This window comes from Allofournierella sp., from assembly GCF_048388525.1.
Lineage (GTDB): Bacteria > Bacillota > Clostridia > Oscillospirales > Ruminococcaceae > BQOK01.
In genome coordinates, this window is record NZ_DBGCTQ010000005.1 from 1 (window position 1) to 3,426 (window position 3,426).

Here is a 3,426-nt window from a genome sequence, read left to right on the forward strand (position 1 = left end):
GAGACCACCCCCGAAGAGCGGCAGACCAGTTTTACAGCCATGATGAAGGTCGCTCTGGGCGCAGAGCCCTGAGCGGCGGAAAGGAGGCGAGCGGCCCATGACCAGGCAGGAGCTTATCAGCGCGGCGTTTGCCGCCCGTGAAAAGGCCTACACGCCCTATTCCCATTTTAAGGTGGGGGCGGCGCTGCTGGCAAAGGACGGCCGGGTGTTCACCGGCTGCAACATTGAGAACGCAACCTTCACCCCCACCAACTGCGCCGAGCGCACCGCCCTGTTCAAGGCGGTCAGCGAGGGCGTGACCGAATTTGCCATGATCGCGGTGGTGGGCAGCAGGGAGGGCGAGCGCAATACCCTTGTCACCTCGCCCTGCGGGGTGTGCCGACAGGCCCTCTACGAATTCTGCGGCCCGGAAATGCCGGTGCTCATGGCAAAAAGCGAGGACGACTTTGTGGAGATGACCCTGGGAGAGCTGCTGCCCCTGGGGTTCGGCCCCGCAAACCTTGGCTGAAAACAGCCCCGGACAGCGCGCCGCCGGCGCGCTGTTATTATTTTGTAAACAGGCGTTTTAGGGCGAAAAGGTTGAAACTTCGCCGAAAAAACGCTATACTTTCAGTGCAAGCCAAGGCTGTGTGTATGCCTTGGTTTCATGGAAACAGGGCCGGCCCTGTTTCTTTTTGCGAGAGCAAAAAGAAGGTCCGCTGCCGGCCCCGATAAAGAAAAAAGGAGAGTACAAGAATGAAAAAACTCATCGCTCTTGTTCTGGCCAGTGTGATGGCCCTGTCTCTGGTGGCTTGCGGCGGCGGCGCTTCCACGCCCGCCAGCACCCCTGCAAGCACCCCCGCATCCGCCCCGGCTTCGACCCCGGCCGATGACACCGCCACCGGCACCGATATCGCCTTTGTGACCGACGTGGGCAACATCGACGACCATTCCTTCAACCAGTACAGCTATGAGGGCGTGACCAAGTTCTGTGAGGCCAATGGCCTGAAGGCGAACTACTTCCGCCCCTCTGAGGACTCCGACGCCGCCCGCCTGGACGCGATGGACCAGGCCATTGCCGACGGCGCCAAGGTGGTCGTGATGGCCGGTTACCTGTTTGCCGCTTCGCTGGAGCAGGCCCAGGCCAAATACCCCGACGTGCAGTTCCTGGCGCTGGACGTGAGCACCGGCGACCTGGCTGACCCCGCCCCCAACACCGCTCTGGTGACCTACAAGGAAGAGCAGTGCGGCTACCTGGCCGGCTACGCCGCCGTGGTGGACGGCTACACCGAGCTGGGCTTTTTGGGCGGCATGGCCGTGCCCGCCGTGGTGCGCTACGGCCAGGGCTTTGTGCAGGGCGCTGACGCCGCCGCCAAAGAGCTGGGCGTGACCGTGAACATGAAGTACTGGTACTCCGGCTCGTTTGCCGCCAACGACGACATCAAGGCCAAGATGGACGGCTGGTACGCCGACGGCACCCAGGTGGTGTTCGCCTGCGGCGGCGGCATTTACAGCTCGGCTGTGGACGCTGCCAGCGCCAACAACGGCAAGGTGATCGGCGTGGACGTGGACCAGAGCGGTGACAGCGAGCTGATCATTACCAGCGCCACCAAGGGCCTTTCGAACTCTGTGCAGCTGGCCCTGACCGACTGCCAGGCCAACGGCTGGAAGTGGAGCGAGACCTACGCCGGCAAGGAGACCAAGCTGGGCGCGGCGGAGAATGCCGTTGACCTGCCCATGGCCACCAGCCGCTTTACCACCTTTACCCAGGAGCAGTACGACACCCTGTTCAAGGGCCTGGTGGACGGCACCCTGGTGGTGGACAACAACAGCGATGCTGACAAGCATTTCGCCACCACCACCATCACCGTGGATTACCAGGAGTAATTGCTTTAGCATACGGCATCCCGGCGGCGCCCGCTTTTTGCGGGCGCCGCTTTTTGCGCCTGTTCCAAAGGCAGAAGGAGGTGAAAAGCGCCGCCGGCACAGGCGCGGCTTTTTCACCGCAATGGGTGCCTACCACAAAACGCCCCGGGTTGCAACCCGGGGCGTTTTGTGGTAAAATACAAACTATGCTATAAAGGGGGAGTGGGCGCGTGGCAGACCGGGACAGCCCGGCAGAGCTGTGTTTTGCCGTTGCTCCGGAGGCGGATGGCTGGGCCTTGCGGGACTTTTTGCGCGCTGCCGGCGTGTCCGCGACCCTGGTCAAGGCGGTAAAAAAGCAAGGAGGCTTTTGGGTGGGCGATACGCCCTTGCGCACCTGCGATGTGGTGCGGGCGGGGCAGAGCGTCCGTTTTTACCTGCCGCCGGAGCCGCCCACCAGCGTGCAGCCCCAGGCGATTCCGCTGGCAATCGCCTACGAGAGCAGGCATGTGCTGGTGCTGGAAAAGCCCGCCGGCATGGCGGTGCATCCCACCCTGAATTATCACAGCGGAACCCTGGCCAACGCCTACATGGGGCTTTTGCAGGCCCGCGGCGAAGCGGGGGTGTTCCGGCCTGTAAACCGCATTGATAAGGATACCTCCGGCCTTGTGCTCTGCGCCAAAAACGCGTGGGCGGCGGCGCTGCTGGCCGGCAGCGCCCGCAAGGTGTACCGGGCGATTTTAGAGGGGGAGCCCAGCCCTGAACAAGGGCGGATCGAGGCCCCGATTGCCCGTGCGCCGGGCAGCATTATTCTGCGGCGTGTTTGGCCCGGGGGAAAGCCCAGCTGCACCGAGTACGCGGCCGAGCGGCGGGCCGGGGAGTATACGCTGGTGCGCGCGGCGCCCATTACCGGGCGCACCCACCAGCTGCGTGTGCACTTTGCCCACATCGGCTGCCCTTTGGCGGGGGACGAGCTGTATGGCGGCAGCCGCGCGGGGATCGCCCGCCAGGCGTTGCACTGCGCCGAGATCTCGTTTGCCGAGCCGGGCAGCACAGAGCGGAAAACCGTGACTTCGCCCCTTCCGCCGGACATGGCGGCGCTGCTGGAAAGTGTGAAAGAGCGTTGAAAACCTTGTGAAAAAACCTTCCAGTTGCTTGCCTTGCGGCAGGGCGGGCTTATAATGGAAGTTGGACAAAACGTAGAAGGGAGGGCGGACAAGCTGCCGATCCAGGAAAAAGAACAAGTGAACGAGCGGCAGGCCCAGGCAGAAAGCCGGGCCTCCGGGCCGGAACAGGGGCCGAGCCGCTCGGCGGCGCTGGGCCGCAGGCTTTTGCAAAGGCTGGACCCCCTGGTGCGCTGGGCCAAGCAAAAGCCCCAGACTGCAGCGGCGGGGGAATTTTTATACAACGTGGGCTTTTGGGGCGAGTACAGCGCGCTGCGTTTTGCGCGCATGGTGCGCGCCGACACAAAAAACCTGGGCGCACGGCTTCTTTCAGTACTTAAAAAGACGGGAAGCTACCTGGGGGGCGCGCTGCTCACGGGCTGGCGCGAACTCACCGCCCCCTTTACCCGGTTTTGGAGCG

4 protein-coding genes are annotated in these 3,426 nt (G+C 63.5%); all 4 read left to right on the forward strand.

All coding sequences use genetic code 11. The features are described 5' to 3' along the window. Nucleotides 1-97 precede the first annotated feature (97 nt). The gene (locus ACMLHZ_RS00790; RefSeq protein ID WP_418665917.1) at nucleotides 98-508 is read left to right on the forward strand and encodes a cytidine deaminase; all 411 of its coding nucleotides are present in this window, start codon (nucleotides 98-100) and stop codon (nucleotides 506-508) included. A 227-nt stretch (nucleotides 509-735) separates the two neighbouring features. Then, entirely contained in the window at nucleotides 736-1,866 is a 1,131-nt protein-coding gene (locus ACMLHZ_RS00795) for a BMP family ABC transporter substrate-binding protein (protein WP_418665918.1), read from the forward strand. Nucleotides 1,867-2,075: 209 nt separating this feature from the next. Continuing rightward, nucleotides 2,076-2,969 carry an RluA family pseudouridine synthase gene (locus ACMLHZ_RS00800; RefSeq protein ID WP_418665919.1) on the forward strand — a complete coding sequence of 298 codons (894 nt, stop codon included), beginning with the start codon at nucleotides 2,076-2,078 and terminating at the stop codon, nucleotides 2,967-2,969. Between the two features lie 54 nt (nucleotides 2,970-3,023). Continuing rightward, a partial coding sequence (locus ACMLHZ_RS00805; protein WP_418665920.1) for a hypothetical protein occupies nucleotides 3,024-3,426 on the forward strand: 403 nt, incomplete at its 3' end.

Bases quoted from the DNA above. Each gene is read 5' to 3' on its own strand.
- ACMLHZ_RS00795 (WP_418665918.1), top strand. From the start codon at position 736: ATGAAAAAACTCATCGCTCTTGTTCTGGCCAGTGTGATGGCCCTGTCT.
- ACMLHZ_RS00790 (WP_418665917.1), top strand. From the start codon at position 98: ATGACCAGGCAGGAGCTTATCAGCGCGGCGTTTGCCGCCCGTGAAAAG.